The sequence below is a fragment of the Streptomyces sp. NPDC004629 genome (assembly GCF_042873595.1).
In the GTDB taxonomy this organism is placed as follows: domain Bacteria; phylum Actinomycetota; class Actinomycetes; order Streptomycetales; family Streptomycetaceae; genus Streptomyces.
The window spans coordinates 1-15,652 of sequence record NZ_JBIALO010000024.1; the positions used below are offsets into that span (position 1 = coordinate 1).

At 70.7% G+C, this 15,652-nt stretch carries 11 protein-coding genes and 1 pseudogene; 2 read left to right on the forward strand and 10 right to left on the reverse strand.

The genetic code is table 11. From position 1 onward, the window contains the following. Positions 1-255: 255 nt before the first annotated feature. The gene (locus ACFYTE_RS30355; RefSeq protein WP_388717269.1) at positions 256-1,272 is read right to left on the reverse strand and encodes a hypothetical protein; all 1,017 of its coding nucleotides are present in this window, start codon (positions 1,270-1,272) and stop codon (positions 256-258) included. A 187-nt stretch (positions 1,273-1,459) separates the two neighbouring features. Here ACFYTE_RS30355 and ACFYTE_RS30360 point away from each other — a divergent pair, with 187 nt between their 5' ends. Beyond that, positions 1,460-1,831, forward strand: coding sequence for an NTP pyrophosphohydrolase (locus ACFYTE_RS30360; RefSeq protein WP_388717272.1), 372 nt, complete (start codon positions 1,460-1,462; stop codon positions 1,829-1,831). A 62-nt stretch (positions 1,832-1,893) separates the two neighbouring features. On the opposite strand, the gene ACFYTE_RS30365 is transcribed toward ACFYTE_RS30360, so the two are convergent. The 7 genes from ACFYTE_RS30365 to ACFYTE_RS30395 form a co-directional block, all read right to left on the reverse strand. After that, positions 1,894-3,342 (reverse strand): ArnT family glycosyltransferase, encoded by a 1,449-nt coding sequence (locus ACFYTE_RS30365; RefSeq protein ID WP_388717275.1) that lies wholly within the window; start codon positions 3,340-3,342, stop codon positions 1,894-1,896. A gap of 90 nt (positions 3,343-3,432) precedes the next feature. Next, on the reverse strand, positions 3,433-4,947 hold the full coding sequence (locus ACFYTE_RS30370) for an amino acid permease (protein WP_388717278.1): 1,515 nt from the start codon (positions 4,945-4,947) through the stop codon (positions 3,433-3,435). A 135-nt stretch (positions 4,948-5,082) separates the two neighbouring features. Further along, positions 5,083-7,011, reverse strand: a complete 1,929-nt coding sequence (gene dxs / locus ACFYTE_RS30375) for a 1-deoxy-D-xylulose-5-phosphate synthase (RefSeq protein ID WP_388717280.1) — start codon at positions 7,009-7,011, stop codon at positions 5,083-5,085. Between the two features lie 338 nt (positions 7,012-7,349). Next, the gene (locus tag ACFYTE_RS30380) at positions 7,350-8,645 is read right to left on the reverse strand and encodes a sugar ABC transporter permease (protein WP_388717283.1); all 1,296 of its coding nucleotides are present in this window, start codon (positions 8,643-8,645) and stop codon (positions 7,350-7,352) included. Next, the gene (locus tag ACFYTE_RS30385; protein WP_388717286.1) at positions 8,642-9,433 is read right to left on the reverse strand and encodes an ATP-binding cassette domain-containing protein; all 792 of its coding nucleotides are present in this window, start codon (positions 9,431-9,433) and stop codon (positions 8,642-8,644) included. Before ACFYTE_RS30385 ends, ACFYTE_RS30380 begins: the two co-directional genes overlap by 4 nt. 183 nt (positions 9,434-9,616) lie before the next feature. Next, positions 9,617-10,720 carry a substrate-binding domain-containing protein gene (locus ACFYTE_RS30390; protein ID WP_388717519.1) on the reverse strand — a complete coding sequence of 368 codons (1,104 nt, stop codon included), beginning with the start codon at positions 10,718-10,720 and terminating at the stop codon, positions 9,617-9,619. A 133-nt stretch (positions 10,721-10,853) separates the two neighbouring features. Continuing rightward, positions 10,854-12,053: an ROK family transcriptional regulator gene (locus tag ACFYTE_RS30395; protein WP_388717289.1), complete on the reverse strand. Its 1,200-nt coding sequence runs from the start codon at positions 12,051-12,053 to the stop codon at positions 10,854-10,856. A 511-nt stretch (positions 12,054-12,564) separates the two neighbouring features. On the opposite strand from ACFYTE_RS30395, the pseudogene ACFYTE_RS30400 reads away from it, so the two are divergent. Beyond that, positions 12,565-12,921, forward strand: a pseudogene (locus ACFYTE_RS30400) (phosphatase PAP2 family protein); the annotation flags it as partial. 800 nt (positions 12,922-13,721) lie between these two features. Here ACFYTE_RS30400 and ACFYTE_RS30405 read toward each other — a convergent pair. Both ACFYTE_RS30405 and ACFYTE_RS30410 read right to left on the reverse strand, forming a co-directional pair. After that, positions 13,722-14,645 (reverse strand): carbohydrate ABC transporter permease, encoded by a 924-nt coding sequence (locus ACFYTE_RS30405; RefSeq protein WP_388717292.1) that lies wholly within the window; start codon positions 14,643-14,645, stop codon positions 13,722-13,724. A gap of 4 nt (positions 14,646-14,649) precedes the next feature. Further along, positions 14,650-15,576 carry a carbohydrate ABC transporter permease gene (locus tag ACFYTE_RS30410; RefSeq protein WP_388717295.1) on the reverse strand — a complete coding sequence of 309 codons (927 nt, stop codon included), beginning with the start codon at positions 15,574-15,576 and terminating at the stop codon, positions 14,650-14,652. Between the last annotated feature and the right edge of the window lie 76 nt (positions 15,577-15,652).

Consider the following 15,652-nt stretch of genomic DNA (forward strand, 5'->3'; position numbering starts at 1 on the left):
ACGCTCGGCTGGGAAACCCCAGCCGAGCGCCTGCATAAACTACTCACAGCCTGACCAACACGACCAAGTGTTGCGACGATCCCTAGAAACCGCCCTGCGCAACCACCCACGACGCCGCCGCAGACAACCGACGACAGATCCCACCCCCAAAGCGGCACGGGGCTGTATCGATACGCGGCTCCGCCGCACGGGCGCAACCAACCACAACGACGCCGCAGACGGCCGGCGGCACAGCGCGGCACACCCAGCGGAGCGTCAGGCGGACCGCCACGCCTCCAGCGCGAGGCCCGGTTCGGCCTTGCGGCGGGTCAGCAGGAGCCGACCGGTGGACGGGGACGACGCCGCCGCGCTCACCCTGTCCCGCGCGTCCGTCGCGAGGGACACCGCGGCGTCCGCCGGCAGCTGCGGACCGGACTCGGTCCACCAGGCGCCCGCCGACTCCTGCTCCGTCGGGTAGGCGGCGAAGGCGACACGGCCGCCGGCCGAGCGCTGGGCCAGCAAGGTGCAGTCATGGCCGTCCAGTTCGCAGCGGACCGCGGAGACCGGGCCCGGACCGGCGGACGGCACGACGGCGACGGGCGCAGTGCCGGGGCGCCAGGCGCACAGGTGGCCGGAGTCGTCCGTGTAAAAGAGGGTTGTGGCGTCGGGCGACGTGGCGAGGGCGTACAGCGTGCCCGGCCGGACCGGCGCCCGCATCGCCTCCTCCAGGACCAGCCGGGAGCCCGGCTCCTCCTGGCGCCAGTGCAGGATGCCGCCGGGCACCGCCGCGTACAGTTCGACGCGGCCCGACTCCCCGGTCACGGCCGCCGGTTCGTCCTGGACGTCGCGGCCCTTGAGGTCCTGCCAGGGGCCCCAGCCGCCCTTCTCCTTCTGGGCGAGCAGGCTCATGCCGCCGCCCTTGTTGCGGACGAAGACATGGGCACGGCCCTGCGCGTCGACGGCGACCGCGGGCGTTCCGGTGCGGGGGCCCTTCTTGTTCGGGTGACCGATCGGGTTCCAGTCCAGGGCGGCGAGGTGCGGGCGGAAGTGGGTGGAGTGCACCAGCCCCGACTCGCCCTTGGCCGTGGGGCGCCAGGAGACCAGGTGGGCGTAGCCGTCGCGGCCCTGTCCGACGGCGAGGACGGGGTGCAGCTTCTGGTCGCCGCCCACCTTGCGCGGGGCGCCCCAGGGCCCGTCAGGTCCGCGTTCCGCCCGGCACAGGACGGCGTCGTCCGACAGCAGGTACACACTGAGCCGACCGTCTCGGCCACGTATGAGCCAATCGCCGTTCACCACCTCACTCTAAGCCGCCCTCCCCCGGCCACCCGGGGCACCCCCGCCCTGCCCACAGCGGACGACGATGCGGCTCCCGTCGGTGTCCCGGCCGCGGTGACAGGGCGCGGGCGGGGTCCGTTGGAGGCGCGGCGTCCGGCGAGGAGTCAGGCACGCACTGGCCAGGAGGCCGTGGGACCCTGGCGGTATGGACGTGGAGGCTTCGGTGCTCGTGGTCGTCGACGGGGCGAACGTCGTCGGGTCGGTGCCCGATGGGTGGTGGCGGGACCGGAAGGGCGCCGCCGAGCGGCTGCGGGACCGGCTGGCCGCCGACGGGCTGCCGGGCCGTCCCACCCCCGTGGAGATCGTGCTCGTCGTGGAGGGCGCCGCGCGCGACGTGGAGTCGGTGCCCGGGGTGCGGGTGGAAGCGGCGGCGGGCAGCGGGGACGACCGTGTGGTCGAACTCGTCGCCGGGTGTCCGCGCCGCCCCCGCCTTGTCATCACGGCCGACCGTGAACTCCGCCGCCGGGTCACGGAGTTGGGTGCGGAGGTGACCGGCCCACGCACCGTGCTGGGCTGAGCGCCCCGCGCGTCCCGAGACAGGCGGCCACCGCCACGCCCGGCGCCGCTCCAGCGCCGCGTCTACTCCCCCGTCACCCGCGCGTACAGCACCGCGCCGTCCACCTCGCCGACCTGTTCGTACTCGGTGGTCAGCAGACGGTGCAGGCTGGGTACCCGGGCGGGGGCGTACGGCTTGCCGCGGGAGTCGTCGACGACCAGGGCGGGCGCGTGCGCGGCCAGTTCCGCCCGGAAGACCGGCCAAGCACCCCGGACGGCGTACTTCTCGCCCACCTGGGGCCCGTTGCGGCCGCCGCTGTAGTTGGTGAGCAGGCCGGCGGTGAGATAGCGGCTGGCGGGCCTGCGCGCGGCGAGCCAGTACGTCTCCGGGTGTATGCCCCACACCAGGACCCGGTCGCCGGGCGCCGTGCGGTCGCCGACCGCGGCGGCGAGCCGCTGGGCGTGCCCGAGGTCGGCGCGTGGCGCCAGCAGCCCCCAGGCCAGGAACAGGACGCAGCAGCCGGCCGTGGCGCGGACCGCCGCCAGCAGTCGCTCCCGCGGCAGGATCTGCAGCGCGGCCGTCGCCAACAGGGCGATGGCGGGCGTCAGTTGAAGGTAGTAGTGGCCGAAGAAGTGGAAGCCGACGGCGACCGCGGCGGCCGAGGAGCCCAGCCACAGCCACAGGTCCCTCGCGCCCGTGCGCGCCACCCGCAGCACCCGGACCACCGGCGGGATCAGCCCCGCGCAGGCCACCGCCAGGATCGCCGAGTTGGCCACGGCCCGGACCAGCACATGCAGTTCGGAACCGGTGAAGGAGGCGTACGCGCCGGAACCGGTGACGGTCCAGAAGACGAAGCCCGCCGGGTCCGTGACCAGGGCCGCGCACAGCACCGGCGCCGCCGTCCCCGCCGTCAGCCGCAGCACCCCGCCCGGCGGCGCGCCGCACCGGTGCAGCAGCCACACCACCGGCACCAGCACCGCCCCGCCGGTCTGCTTGGCGAGGAAGGCGCAGGCGACCGCCGCCCCGGCCGCACCCCAGCGGCGCCGGTCCGCGCACCACATCGCGGCGGCGGTGCAGGGCAGTATGAACACCTCGAAGGTGGCGGCCTGCGCGTCCTCGGGATTGAGCCCGACGGAGACCAGCAGATACAGCACCCCGGCGGTGCGGCCCGCGGTGTCGTCCCAGCGGCGCCGGGCCAGGGAGGCCAGCAGCAGCGCGGTGCACAGCTGCGCGAGGACCGCCAGTACCCGGACCGGGGTCAGCGAACCCGATCCGAAGACCGCGAACGCGCCCTCGTACAACCAGGGCACGAGCGGCGGTTTGCGGTCCACGACCGTCTCGTACAGCCGCCCGCCGCGCGCCAGCATCCGCGCCTGCACGGCGAGGTAGCCCTCGTCCGGGTTCCACAGCGGCCGGGCGAAGGACGGCACCCGGGTGAGGCAGGCGAGCGCCGCGAGCAGCGGCAGCAGCCGCGCCCAGTACGCCGTCCGTACGGCTGCGGACCGTGGTGGGGCGAGCGGCGCGGCGAGCATGGTGAGCACGCTATCCGGCCCCGCGCTCTCCACCGAAGCGGGACATACGGGACGGGGCCGGCGAGCCGGTCGATCACGGTGAGTTCCCGGTCACGCGCGCGTGCCCCGGGACGGGGGCACCGCCGGGGCGTCCTTGCCGCGGGCCAGGCGGCTGTGGGTGCGGCCGTACAGGAAGTAGACGATGAAGCCGAGCACCATCCAGACGGCGAACCGCAGCCAGGTCTCGGCGGGCAGGTTCAGCATCAGCCACAGGGTGGCGGCGACGGACAGCACGGGGATGACCGGCACCCACGGGGTACGGAAGGCGCGGTGCAGGTCCGGTCGGGTGCGGCGGAGGATGACCACGCCGACCGCGACGACGACGAACGCGAACAGCGTGCCGATGTTCACCAGCTCGGCGAGTTCGCTGAGGCTGGTGAAGCCGGCGACGACCGCGATGACCACGCCGAGCAGGATGGTCGGCCGGTGCGGGGTGCGAAAGCGCGGGTGGACGCGGGAGAAGAAGCGCGGCAGCAGCCCGTCGCGGCTCATCGCGAAGAACACCCGGGTCTGGCCGAGCAGCAGGATCATGCACACCGTCGTCAGACCGACGGCGGCGCCGAAGCTGATGACCCCGGCGAACCACGGGTGCCCGGTGGCCTTGAAGGCGTCGGCGAGCGGGGCGTCGACGGAGAGCTGGGTGTAGTGCTGCATTCCGGTGACGACGACGGACACCGCCACGTACAGCACGGTGCACACGAACAGGGAGCCGAGGATGCCGCGCGGCATGTCCCGCTGCGGGTTCTTGGTCTCCTCGGCGGCGGTGGCGACGACGTCGAAGCCGATGAACGCGAAGAAGACGACGGAGGCGGCGGTGAAGATGCCCATCACCCCGAAGTTGGCGGGCGCCCAGCCCACCATCAGCTGGATCAGGGGCGCCTTGAGATCGCCGCCCGCGGCGACCGGCACCGGCTTCGGGATGAACGGCTTGTAGTTGCCGGCGTGGATGAAGAAGGCACCGGCGACGATCACGACGAGGACGACGGCCACCTTGATGGCCACGACGAGTCGGGTGACCCGGGCGGACAGCTTCATGCCGAGCACGAGGATGCCGGTGAGCACCAGGATCAGCACGGCGGCGAGGATGTCGAAGCCGAAGCCGTGCGCCCCTTCCCGGCCGCCGAGATACGCCGGCAGGTGCCAGCCCGCGTTGTCCAGCAGCGCCCGGATGTACCCGGACCAGCCGACGGCGACCACCGCCGTGCCGAGCGCGAGCTCCAGGACCAGGTCCCAGCCGATGATCCAGGCGGGCAGCTCGCCCAGGGAGGCGTACGAGAACGTGTACGCGGAGCCCGCCACCGGGAGGGTGGAGGCGAACTCGGCGTAGCAGAGCGCGGCGAGGGCGCAGACGACGCCGGCGGCGACGAAGGCCAACGCGACCCCGGGTCCGGCGTTCTCCTTGGCGACCTTGCCGGTCAGCACGAAGATGCCGGTGCCGATGATGACACCGACGCCGAAGACCGTCAGGTCCAGCGCGGACAGGGACTTCTTGAGCGCGTGCTCTGGCTCCTCGGTATCGAGGATGGACTGCTCGACCTTCTTCGTCCGGAAGACGGTGTTGCTCACGGCATACCTCCCGCGCTCGGCGTCCTCGACATGATCGAGAGGTGGCGTGGAACGTATGCCCCGCAACGGGCACATTCACGCAAACGGGCCGGTACCGCCACTCTTCACCGTGGCGGTACCGGCCCGTCCGGGCGCTCAGTCGCGGGCAGGCTCCACCGGGTCGATGTCGGCCGTGGGCGTCGCGAAGCGGCCGTCCAGCCGGGCGACGAGCCCGGTGACCTGGCGGGCGATGTCGGGCGCGGTCAGCCCGATCTCGGCCAGGACCTCGGCGCGCGAGGCGTGGTCGAGGAAGCGCGGCGGGATACCGAAGTCACGCAGCGGCATGTCGACACCCGCGTCCCGCAGAGCCTGGGCGACGGCCGAGCCGACGCCGCCGACGCGGGAGTTGTCCTCGACGGTGACGACCACCCGGTGCCGCTCGGCGAGCGGTGCCATGGCCTCGTCGACGGGCTTGACCCAGCGCGGGTCGACGACGGTGGTGGAGATGCCCTGCTTGTCGAGCAGGCCGGCGATCTCCAGGCACATCGGCGCAAGCGCGCCGACGGAGACCAGCAGCACGTCCGGGGTGGTGGTGCCGGGCTCGCGCAGTACGTCCATGCCGCCGACGCGGCCCACGGCAGGTACGGCGGGGCCGACGGCGCCCTTGGAGAAGCGCACGACGGTCGGCGCGTCCTCGACGGCGACGGCCTCCCGCAGTTGGGCGCGCACCTGGTCGGCGTCGCGCGGGGCGGCGAGCCTGAGGCCGGGCACGACCTGGAGGATCGACATGTCCCACATGCCGTTGTGGGAGGCGCCGTCGCTGCCGGTGACCCCGGCCCGGTCCAGCACGAAGGTCACCCCGCACTTGTGCAGCGCCACATCCATCAGCACCTGGTCGAAGGCGCGGTTGAGGAAGGTGGCGTACACGGCGAAGACGGGGTGCACCCCGGCGTGCGCCAGACCCGCCGCCGACACGGCGCCGTGCTGCTCGGCGATGCCGACGTCGTAGACCCGGTCCGGGAAGGCCTTGGCGAACTTCTCCAGGCCGACGGGCTGGAGCATGGCGGCGGTGATGGCGACGACGTCCTCGCGCTCCCGGCCCAGCTCGACCATCTCGTCGCCGAAGACCGAGGTCCAGTCGGCGCCGGAGCTGGCGATCGGCAGGCCGGTGTCGGGGTGGATCTTACCGACGGCGTGGAAGCGGTCGGCCTCGTCCTGGAGGGCGGGCTGGTAGCCGCGCCCCTTCTCGGTGAGGCAGTGCACGATGACCGGGCCGCCGAACCGCTTCGCGCGGGACAGCGCGGACTCCAGCGCCTCGATGTCGTGGCCGTCGATCGGGCCGACGTACTTCAGACCCAGGTCCTCGAACAGGCCCTGCGGCGCGATGAAGTCCTTGAGGCCCTTCTTGGCGCCGTGGAGCGTGTCGTACAGCGGCTTGCCGACGACCGGGGTGCGCCCCAGGAGGTCCTTGGTGCGGGCCAGGAAACGCTCGTAGCCGTCCGTCGTGCGCAGCGTGGCGAGGTGGTTGGCGAGGCCGCCGATGGTCGGCGCGTACGACCGCTCGTTGTCGTTGACGACGATGACCAGCGGGCGGTCCTTGGCGGCGGCGATGTTGTTCAGCGCCTCCCAGGCCATGCCGCCGGTGAGCGCCCCGTCACCGATGACGGCGGCGACGTGGCGGTCGCGCCGCAGCTGCTGGTTGGCCTTGGCGATGCCGTCGGCCCAGCCGAGGACCGTGGAGGCGTGCGAGTTCTCGATGACGTCGTGCTCGGACTCGGCCTGCGAGGGGTAGCCGGACAGGCCGCCCTTCATCTTCAGCTTCGAGAAGTCCTGCCGTCCGGTGAGCAGTTTGTGCACATATGACTGGTGGCCGGTGTCCCACAGGACCTCGTCCTTCGGGGACTCGAAGACCCGGTGCAGGGCGATGGTCAGCTCGACCACACCGAGGTTGGGCCCGAGGTGGCCGCCGGTCTTGGCGACCGCGTCCACGAGGAAGGTCCGGATCTCCTGCGCCAGCTGGTCCAGCTCCTCCAGGCTGAGCCGGTCCAGATCGCGCGGTCCCCTGATGCGGGTCAGCAGCGGCACCCGTGCCTCCTTGCAATAGAGCTGATCGAGCGTTGCCGGGCCCACCGAGTCTAATGTTCCCCCCAGAACCCCACCCCAAGGGGCACGTACAACAGCCCCCGAAGGGGCCCCGAGGAACTAGGCCCCGAAAGGGGCGCGGGGAACTGCGCGCTCAGCCACATCCCACCCGCGCCCAAAAGCACCACCACAGCCACGCCCCGAAGGGGGCGCGGGGAACTGCGCGCCCAGCCACATCCCACCCGCAGCCGACCAACGCCCCCGCCGAACACGACAGCGCCCGGCACCAAATAGGCACCGGGCACAGTCAAACCGCCCAAACGGCCAACCCCAGCGGAGCGCTACGCGCGGCCGGCCGTCTTCTGCGTCTTGCGGGTGATGGAGTCGATGACCACGGTGGTCAGCAGCACCGCCGCGGTGATCATGTACTTCACCGGCTCGGCGATGGACTCCAGCTGGAGCCCGTACTGGATCGACACGATGACCAGGACACCGAGCAGCGCGTTCCAGGTGCGCCCCCGCCCGCCGAAGAGGCTGGTCCCGCCGATGACGGCCGCGGCGATCGCATTCATCAGCAGGTCACCCGCGCCCGCACTCTGGTTGGCCGAGGCGATCTTCGACGCCAGGAACAGACCGCCGATCGCCGCGAACCCGCCCGAGATGGCGAAGACGGAGATCCGCACCGCGGTGACGTTGATGCCCGCACGCCGGGACGCCTCCACGCTGCCGCCGAGCGCGAAGACCTTGCGGCCGTACGCGGTGCGGCGCAGCAGGAAGTCGGTGCCCACCAGGAACACCAGGAAGATCACCGTGGCGAGCGGCAGACCCTTGTACTGGTTGTACATGAAGGCCGCGGCGAAGGAGATCACGGCGAGCAGCACCGTGCGCAGGACCGTGTCGCTGAGTGGCCTCGACGGGATACCGGCCGCCTCACGCCGGCGGTTGGACAGGAACGAGGTGAGGAAGAACACGCCGACCACCACGACGGCGAGACCGTAGGCGGCCGCGATGTCCGTGAAGTAGTACGTGGTCAGCTTGCTGATCAGACCGTCGCTGTCGAGGTTGATGGTGCCGTCCTGGCCCAGAGTCTGGAGCATGAAGCCCAGCCAGAACAGCAGACCGGCCAAAGTGACGGCGAACGCGGGGGCGCCGAGCACCGCGAAGAAGAAGCCGTGCACCGCGCCGATGGCGGCACCCGAGGCGATGGCGAACAGCACCGCGGCCCACTCGGGCCAGCCCTGGTTGACCGCGAGTACGGCCGCGATGGCGCTGGCGGCGCCGCTGACCGAGCCCACCGACAGGTCGATCTCACCGAGCAGCAGCACGAAGACGATGCCGACGGAGATCATGCCCGTGCCGACCATCGTGATGGTGATGTTGCTCAGGTTCTCCGCGGAGAGGAACGCCGAGTTCAGGCTCTGGAAGACGACACAGATGACGATCAGACCGATGACGACCGGGATGGAGCCCAGTTCACCGGCCTTCATCTTGCGCCGGAACTCGCCGAGGTAGCCCGCCAGGCCCTGCTCGCGCACCAGGAGCCGCGGGTCGACCGCGGTCACCGCGGCGGCGGCCGCCTCGGGGTTCTCGACGACGGTCTCGTCCTGCGGGGTCGCGGAGGTCTTGTCGATGCTCACTGGGAAACCTCCCCGTTCGCGCGCGCCGCACGGCGGGTCACGGCGTTGTCGGTGGCGCCGGTGATGGCGGAGATGATCTCTTCCTGCGAGGTCGTCTTGACCTCGAAGACGCCGTTGTTGCGGCCCAGGCGCAGCACGGCGACCTGGTCCGCCACGGCCTTGACGTCGGCCATGTTGTGGCTGATGAGGACGACGGCGAGGCCTCGCTCGCGCAGCCGCTCCACCAGGTCGAGGACCTGGGCGGTCTGCTCGACGCCGAGGGCCGCGGTGGGCTCGTCGAGGATGACCAGCTTGGGCTCGCCGAGCATGGACCGGGCGATCGCCACGGTCTGGCGCTGACCGCCGGAGAGCGAGGCGATCGGGATGCGGACGCTGGGGATGCGGATCGAGAGCGTGGTGAGCAGTTCGCGGGAGCGGCGCTCCATCTCGACCTCGTCGAGGACGCCGCGCCGCTTCAGCTCGCGGCCCAGGAAGAGGTTGCCGACGACATCGATGTTGTCGCACAGCGCCAGGTCCTGGTACACCGTCGCGATGCCCAGGCTCTGGGCGTCGTGCGGCCGGTTGATCTGGACGGGCCTGCCGTCCCATTCGATGACGCCCTCATCGATGGGGTGCACGCCGGCGATCGTCTTGACCAGCGTGGACTTTCCGGCGCCGTTGTCGCCGACAAGGGCGACCACCTCACCGGCGTGGACCTCAAGCTCTACGTCGGTGAGCGCCTGAACGGCACCGAACCGCTTGGAGACCCCGCGCAACGCCAGCACGGGCGTAGCGGACACGTGAACCATCTCCTTCGCCGCCTGACCCGGCGGAAGGTTGTGCAGAAGTTTGGGGGGAAGTTCCATCCGGCGCCCCGCGCCGAGCTTGCGGGGCTGACTGATGCGCGGGACGCCGGTGGAGCCTGGAGCAGTCCTGTCCCGCACGGGGATTCAAGGGCGAATCACCGTGCCTGGGAAGGGACCTGGGACCGCTTACTTGAGGCCGATCTTGTCACAGGCCGACTTGTACTTGGCCGTGCAGATGTCGGCGACGGTGTAGAAGCCGTCCTTGATGACCGTCTCGTTGATGTTGTCCGTCGTCAGGGAGACGACCGGGACCAGCACGGACGGGACGTCCTTCGCGCTGTCGCTGGAGACCTTGTCCTTGGCGATGGAGTCGAGGCTCTCGCCCTTGGCGAGCGCGACCGCCATCTCGGCGGCGATCTGCGCCTCCTGCGGGTACGACTTGAAGACGCTCATGTACTGCTCACCGGTGACGATCCGCTGCACCGCGGCGAGTTCGGCGTCCTGACCGGTGACCGGCACGGAGACGCCGGCGGCCTTGAGGGCGGTGATGGCGCCGCCGGCCATGCCGTCGTTGGCGGAGTAGACGCCCGCGATGTTCTTCGCGCCGATCGCCGAGATCGCCGTCTCCATCTCGGAGTTGGCGTTGTCCGGCGACCACTCCTTGGTGTCGTACTCCTTGGCGATGGTGACCTTGCCGTCGAGGACGGAGTGAGCGCCTTCCTTGAACTGCTTGGCGTTCGGGTCGGTGACCGAGCCGTTGATCATGACGACCTTGGAGGACTTGGTGGCCTTGCTGCCCAGGGCCTTCAGCAGGGCCTCGCCCTGGGTCTTGCCCACCTGCACGTTGTCGAACGAGGTGTAGGCGCTGATCGGACCCTCGGCCAGACGGTCGTAGGCGACGACCTTGATGCCCTGGTCCACGGCCTTCTGGACCGAGTTCTGGATGGCCTTGGCGTCCACGGCGTCCAGGATGAGCACGTCCACCTTGTTGGTGATCATCGTGTCGACCTGCTGGGCCTGGAGGTTGGCGTCCTGGCGGGCGTTGTTGTACTGGATCTCCGCCTTGTTGTTCGTCAGCTCCTTGATCTTCTTCTCGATCTGCGGGCGGTCGAACTTCTCGTAACGCGCGGTCTTGTTCTCCGGCAGCAGCAGGCCGACCTTGATGTCGTCGCCCTTCTTGGCCGACGACGACGAGGAAGAATCGTCGCCGCCCGAGTCCTTGGCGCTACCACAGGCGGCGAGCGAAACGGCCATCGCACCAGCGGCAATGGCGACGGCGGCACGACGCATACGCGTGTTCACTTCAGAAACCTCCCTGACGAGGCCGCGTCGTTGCGGCCGAGGTGGCTGGAAGTCAACTCGGCCACACGTGCGACGTCAAGAAGTAAATCCTTAACGAGATGGCAACGGTGTCAGCCGTTCTCTAAGTGAAGGCGGGTGTCGCTGTCGACAGGGTGCCGTCCAAAAGGGTTGAATCGCCCATCTCGCTGAGCGCCAGGGCGAGCGCCCCGAGCACCTCGGCGCGCCCGCCGAGCGCGCCGGGAAGCACGGAGAGCTGACGCGCCGCGCTGGGGATGGCGTAGCGCCCGACCGACTCCCTGATGGGCCCGAGCACCAGCTCACCGGCCTCGGCGAGGTCTCCGCCGAGCACCACCCGGCTGGGGTTCAGCAGGTTGCACAGGTTGGCCACCCCGCTGCCGATGTGGCGGCCCACGTCGGCGACCACCCGGCGGCAGCCCGGGTCGCCGTCCCGGGCCAGCCGTACGACGCCCTCCATGGTCAGGCCGGTGCCATGGCTCGGCTGGAGCAGCGGGAGCACGTAGCGCGCGGCCGTGAAGGTCTCCAGGCAGCCGCGGTTGCCGCAGCGGCAGACCGGGCCGGCCTCGTCGAGCGTGATGTGCCCGATCTCGCCCGCGGTGCCGCCGGGGCCCCGGTAGATCTTGCCGTTGATCACCAGACCGGCGCCGACGCCGCTGGCGACCTTGATGTACGCCAGGTCGCGCACGCCCCGGCCGCAGCCCCAGACCAGCTCGCCGAGGGCGCCCAGATTGGCGTCGTTGTCCACGTGCACCGGTACGCCGAGCCGCCCCCGCAGCTCCTCGGCGGGCCTGGTGCCGGACCAGCCCGGCAGGATGGCGGTGGAGCCCAGGGTGCCCGACTCGACGTCGATGGGGCCGGGCACGCCGACGCCCACACCCGCCACCTTGGACCGGTCGATGCCGGTCGCGTCGATCAGCCGGTTGACCAGTTGCTCGGCCCGGTCGAAGCCCTGCGTGGAGGAGGCGTCGACGTCCAGCGGCTCGGACTCCTCCGCCAGCACCTGGTGCGCGAGGTTCCCGATCGCGACGCGCAGGTGGGTGTGGCCGAAGTCCACGCCTATGACGATGCCGGCGTCTCCGCACAGCGAGACGCTGCGGGCCCGCCTGCCGCCCGCCGACGTCGGCGTGACCTCGACGGTCCCGCCGTCCTTGAGTTCCCGCACGATATTGGAGACCGTCGCCGCGGACAGGCCGGTCGTCCGCGCGATCTCCGCCTGCGTGAGCGACCCGGCCAGCCGCACCGCCCGTACGACTCGTTCCAGGTTGGCTCGGTGCAGCGACGACTGCGACCCCGGAGTCTCCATCGACTCATCCACTCCCGCCATCGGCCGGGCGACCCCTGCGCCGCCCGTGGCCCAGGTCACATCTACGGAACCGGGCCACTTACAAGTTATGAACTCCAAGCTCTTCTGTAGGGGTTGCCGCAGTCAAGTCCTTGACGTAAATCGCCGGCACTTGGTCGGTCGCGCCCCGGACATCCTGCGGACATACCCGCGCCACCCCGGAGCAGGGCGGCATCCCCTTCGACCCCCTCCTTCGACCACCGTCACCGCGGTCCCCGCACCTATCCCCGTGCGCCCACCCGAACCCCCGCTCCCCCTTCAGCCACGGAAACCGGGACGCCCCCTGTCGGGGAACCTCTGTGCGAATCACAGTTGCGAACCAGAGCGGAGACCGCCCCCTTCATCCGGACCCCAGGGGCACCCTCAGGCCCGCGGATATATTTCGCACCTCGATATATAGCCGACGCATGACACGCCAGCACCCGTCCTTGACGGAACCGCAGTACTTCATCCTCGCCGCACTCATGGACGGCTCCTTGAAGGGAGCTTCCCCAACGGGCACGCGGCCGTCCCCGCCGCGCTGACCCTCGGCGTCGTCCTCGTCGCGTCCCCCCGCGCCCGCCCCTACGTCACCACGGTCGGCGTGCTGTGGCTCTCCTGCATCGCCGCCGCCGTCCAGGCCCTCGGTCACCACCGGCCCAGCGATGTGCTGGGCTCCACACTGCTGGCCTGCGCCTGCTACAGCCTCGTGGCCTGGCTGCTGCCCACCGCCGCCGCACCGGACATCACGCACAGCCCCCGCGCGCTGCCGCCCGCCACCCTGGCCCTGTCCGCGGCCGTCGCGCTCGCCGCCGGCGCACGGAGCGACACCCTCGTGCTCTCACTGGTACGTCGCGACGGAGGGGCCCACACGCCCCGGACGCCGCACGCCGGGCTGACCACCGGCTGCGCGCAACTGTCCGCGACGTCGCCGCCCCTCCGAGCACCGACGGTGCGAACAGAACACGGTGCCCGAGGGGTCCGCCGTCGGCTCAGGAGCGGGTGAGGCAGCGGGAGCGTGACCGCAGCGAACGAGCGGGCCGACCACGCCCCGACACAGGCCGCCCACCGACCCGACGCACTCGCCACCCGACACAAGGACGCATCCGCATCCGTCACGGAAAAGGCATCCACCCGCCAGACGCCCCTCCGCCCCACCGGCCCGCCGCCCCCGCCAGCCTCCCGACGCACTCGCCACCCGACACAGGAACACATGCGCATCCGTCACGGACAAGGCATCCACCCGCCAGACGCCCCATCACCCCACCACGGCACGGACCCCGCCGGACAAGCCCCCGCCACCCGGGGTCGCCGGGAGGCCCCGGCAGCCGACTACGCCCCGGCGCAGACCCCCCGCCGGCCCGCCACCCACGCCAGCCTCCCGACGCACTCGCCACCCGACACAGGAACACATGCGCATCCGTCACGGACAAGGCATCCACCCGGCGGACGCCCCTCCGCCCCACCGCAGCGCGGACCCCCGGCGGGCGAGTCCCGCCACCGCGGATCGGCCAGAGGCCCCCGGCGCCGCCCGCAGGGTGGGGCCCGGACGGCAGGCCGTGGCGCGCTCCCCTCAGCCCAGCCCAGCCCCGCCGGGCTGCCGCACGGGGCGGCTGGAATCGCCGTCGGGCCGGTCGCGCTCCGTGTGTCCTACTTCAGCGCACCGGCGGTCAGCCCCTGCACGACCTGGCGCTGGAAGACGATGTACGCCGCCAGCACCGGCAGCATCGCCATGACCAGGCCCGCGAACAGGCCGGACCAGTCGCCCTTGTAGCCCTGGCTCACGGCCAGTTGGACCAGCCCCTGGGTCAGGACACGCTTGTCCGGGTCGGTGTTGAGCACCGTCGGGAGCATGTACTGGTTCCACTGGCCGAGGAAGTTGAAGATGCCCACGCTGATCAGTCCGGGCTTGGCCATGGGCAGCATGATCTGGAAGAACGTCCGGGAGTGGGACGCGCCGTCCACGAAGGCCGCCTCCGCCACCGACGTCGGCAGCGTACGGAAGAACGCCGTCAGGAAGAACACCGTGAACGGCAGCGAGTACGCGATGTAGACCAGGATCAGGCCGTGGATCGTGTTCAGCAGCCCCATGTTGTTCACGACGTAGAACAGCGGGACCAGCGCCAGCATGATCGGGAAGCTCATGCCGCCGATGAACAGGTAGTAGATGAACCGGTTGCCGGGGAAGTCGAAGCGGGCGAGGACGTACGCCGCCATCGAGCCGAGGACCAGCGTGCCGATCAGCGAACCGCCCACCACCAGAACGGTGTTGAGGAAGTAGTCGCTCATGTTGGCCTGCGTCCAGGCCCGCGACCAGTTGTCGAAGTGCAGCTTGTCCGGCAGCGACCACGGCGAGCTGAAGATGGAGCGGTCGTCCTTGAACGACGTCATCACCGCCCACAGCAGCGGCATGACCACCATGACGGCCCACAGGATCAGGAAGCCGTGCGAGAAGGCGTTGAGGACATGGCCCTCCTTCTTCCGGACGGGCCGCCCGGCGGACGGCCCGTCCGCCTTGCCGACCGGCGCGCCGGACTCGGCCGGCGGGAGGGCGGGGGTCTCGGTCGTCTTCATCTGCTCAGAACTCCAGCCGCTCGCGACGGCCCAGCCGCATCACGATCGCCGCGAAGGCGAGGGTGACGACGAGCAGGGCGACGCCGATGGTGGTGGCGTAGGCGGCCTGACCGTCCCGGAACGCCTTCTGGTACACGTACAGGACCATCACGGTGGTCGAGTAGTCGGGGCCGCCCGGCCCGGTCGTCATGATCTGCACGACCGCGAACGACTCGGCGCCCAGCGCGAGGATGCCCATGTAGACCCAGCCCGACTGCACGGTGTCCCACAGCAGCGGCAGGGTGATACGGAAGAACGTGGTGAAGCGGCTCGCCCCGTCCAGCAGGGCCGCCTCGTACAGGTCGGTGGGGATCGACGCCATGCCCGCCGAGAACAGGACCACGAAGAAGCCGACCGTCGACCAGACGAGCACCGCCATCACGCACCACAGCGCGAGGTTCGGGTCGCCCAGCCACAGCGGCTGGACGCCGTCGAGGCCGATGCCGCGCAGCAGCGAGTTGAGGGCGCCGCTGTCCGGGTTGTACGCGAAAGCGAACAGCAGCGCGACGATCGCGATGGACAGCACCTGCGGGAAGAAGTAGACGATCTTGTAGAAGGAGGAGCCGCGGACGCCGGAGACGACCGGTCCGCCCCTGCGGCGCCGGCCGCCCACATTGATCATGAAGGAGAAGAACAGCGCGAGGCTGATCGTCACCAGCGGGAGCAGGACCGCGAACAGCAGACTGTGCTGCAACGACTTCCAGAAGATCTCGTCGTCGAACATCCGCTGGTAGTTGTCGAAGCCCACCATCTTGAAGTCGGGGCTCAGCCCGGTCCAGTCCGTGAAGGAGTAGTAGATGGACTGGATGAAGGGCCATACGACGAAGAGCGCGTAGAGCCCCAGGGGCGCCGCCAGGAACCCCACGATGAACCGGTACTTACCGTGCTGCATTACTGCCGACCCCGATCTCTGCGCGGGCGCCGCCGGGGCCTGCCCGGCGGATGCCGCCCGGCAGGCCCCGGTGACG

Coding starts and splice junctions, on each gene's coding strand:
- ACFYTE_RS30360 (WP_388717272.1), top strand. CDS start 1,460: ATGGACGTGGAGGCTTCGGTGCTCGTGGTCGTCGACGGGGCGAACGTC.
- ACFYTE_RS30365 (WP_388717275.1), bottom strand. CDS start 3,342: ATGCTCGCCGCGCCGCTCGCCCCACCACGGTCCGCAGCCGTACGGACG.
- ACFYTE_RS30385 (WP_388717286.1), bottom strand. CDS start 9,433: ATGGTTCACGTGTCCGCTACGCCCGTGCTGGCGTTGCGCGGGGTCTCC.
- ACFYTE_RS30390 (WP_388717519.1), bottom strand. CDS start 10,720: ATGCGTCGTGCCGCCGTCGCCATTGCCGCTGGTGCGATGGCCGTTTCG.
- ACFYTE_RS30395 (WP_388717289.1), bottom strand. CDS start 12,053: ATGGAGACTCCGGGGTCGCAGTCGTCGCTGCACCGAGCCAACCTGGAA.
- ACFYTE_RS30405 (WP_388717292.1), bottom strand. CDS start 14,645: ATGAAGACGACCGAGACCCCCGCCCTCCCGCCGGCCGAGTCCGGCGCG.
- ACFYTE_RS30410 (WP_388717295.1), bottom strand. CDS start 15,576: ATGCAGCACGGTAAGTACCGGTTCATCGTGGGGTTCCTGGCGGCGCCC.